The organism is Streptomyces atriruber, assembly GCF_001418325.1.
GTDB classification, from domain to species: domain Bacteria; phylum Actinomycetota; class Actinomycetes; order Streptomycetales; family Streptomycetaceae; genus Streptomyces; species Streptomyces atriruber.
The window spans coordinates 1-281 of the sequence record NZ_LIPN01000118.1 but is presented as its reverse complement, the minus strand read 5'-3'; the positions used below and the strand labels follow the sequence as shown (position 1 = coordinate 281).

The 281-nt window shown below is 80.8% G+C and carries 1 protein-coding gene; it reads right to left on the bottom strand.

The features are described from left to right. Positions 1-281 (bottom strand): hypothetical protein (locus AOK03_RS43985; RefSeq protein WP_244177606.1); only part of this gene is annotated, 281 nt, incomplete at both ends.

Here is a 281-nt window from a genome sequence, read left to right as displayed (position 1 = left end):
GCCGCGGGTGTCCCCGAGGCGGGCGTGCCAGGACCCGGCCGCACGTCGGGCCTGCGCTCCTGGTGATCGAAGTCGAGCTGCACGGCGAGGTGGAGGGTGTCCGAGTCGAGCGACTCGCGCAGCGCCCACGCGGGCCCGTGGCGCTCCTTGTGCGCCTTGCCCCCGGCGCCGCCCCCGCCCGGCGCCCCGGTGGCCTCCGCCCCGGCCCGCACCTGCTCCGCGGGCGTGTCCGGCGTCCCCAGGTCGGCCAGGTCCCCGTCCGGCGCCGCTTCCCCGGCCCG